The sequence below is a fragment of the Methylopila musalis genome (assembly GCF_042679725.1).
GTDB classification, from domain to species: Bacteria; Pseudomonadota; Alphaproteobacteria; order Rhizobiales; family Methylopilaceae; genus Methylopila; species Methylopila musalis.
Genome location: NZ_JBHTMX010000369.1, coordinates 1 through 1,150, shown reverse-complemented (window position 1 = coordinate 1,150; position 1,150 = coordinate 1). Strand labels below are relative to the sequence as shown.

Sequence of the window (1,150 nt, the reverse complement as noted above, 5' to 3'; positions counted from 1 at the left end):
CGTCATGCCCGCGCCTTCGCGCGGGTATCTTCCGTGTTTGCGGTCAAGCTTTTGGTGCGTGTTTCCAGTTTTGTTTGTCTCGCGCGATGGCGTTGAGGGTGACGAGCATTTTGCGCATGACGGCGGTGAGGGCGACCTTTCCGGGCCGCCGGTTCTCGGTGACGAGGCGGTCGAAGAACGCCTTCATCGTCGGGTTGTGGCGGATGGCGCAGCGTGCGGCGTTGAACAGCACGCGGCGCACGTCCGGGCGGCCGTGGCCGGTGGCGGCCCGGCCCCGGGTCCTGCCGCTGTCGCGGGTCACGGGCGCGAGCCCGACCAGGCTCGCGATCTCCTTGCCGGTGAGGCGGCCGAGCTCCGGCAGCGCGCCGATCAGCGTCATGATCGTGACGGGGCCGACGCCCTTGAGGCTGGCGAGACGGCGCGCCATGGCGGCGAGGTCGGGATCGGCCGCGATGCGGGCCGCGATCTCGGTCTCGAGCCCGGCGAGCGCGGCCTCGAGCGCCGCCATGACCGCCGCGAGGCTGTCGCGCACCGCGCGGCTCTCGGCCAGCGCCGCACGGCAGCGTTCGGCGTGGAGCGCGTCGACCAGCTGGCGGCGGCGGGCGACGAGTTCGCGCAAGACCCCGTCGCCCTCGACGAGCGGCTTCAGCCCGCGTCCGTCGAGCTCGAGCGCGGCGAAGTCGGCGATCAGCCGGGCGTCGATCCGGTCGGTCTTGGCCTTCACGCCGCGCCGGGCCCGGAACGCCGCCACCTCGTTCGGATGGACGCGCGCGAACGGAGCCCCGGCCGCGACCAGCGCCCGGCGCAGGGCCCGCTCGTAGCCGCCGGTGGGCTCGAACGCCGCGAGCCCGATCGGCCCTTCAGCCTTCAGGAACGCGGCGATCGCGTCCGCCTCGTTCGCAAGCCGCACGACCGCCGCCGCGCCGTGGCGGCCGACGTCGATCCAGTCCTTCGACACGTCGAACCCAAGGATGAGCTTGTGGGTCATGATCGCCTCCGGCACGATGACGGTCTGGTCCGTCACGCCGGATTGCATTCGGGCGAGAGCCCCCACTTCCGTACGCGTGATCACGACCGTGACGCCGGCGGGCTCAAGATACCCGCGGTCGACAAGACCCATCCACGTCTCGAGGTCCCGCCGGCGTCCCCC

General features: G+C 72.3%; 1 protein-coding gene. It reads right to left on the bottom strand.

What is annotated here, in order from left to right; translation table 11 throughout:
• Positions 1–43: 43 nt before the first annotated feature.
• On the bottom strand, positions 44–1,150 hold a 1,107-nt coding region (locus ACFQ4O_RS17720; protein WP_378777721.1), incomplete at its 5' end, for an IS110 family transposase.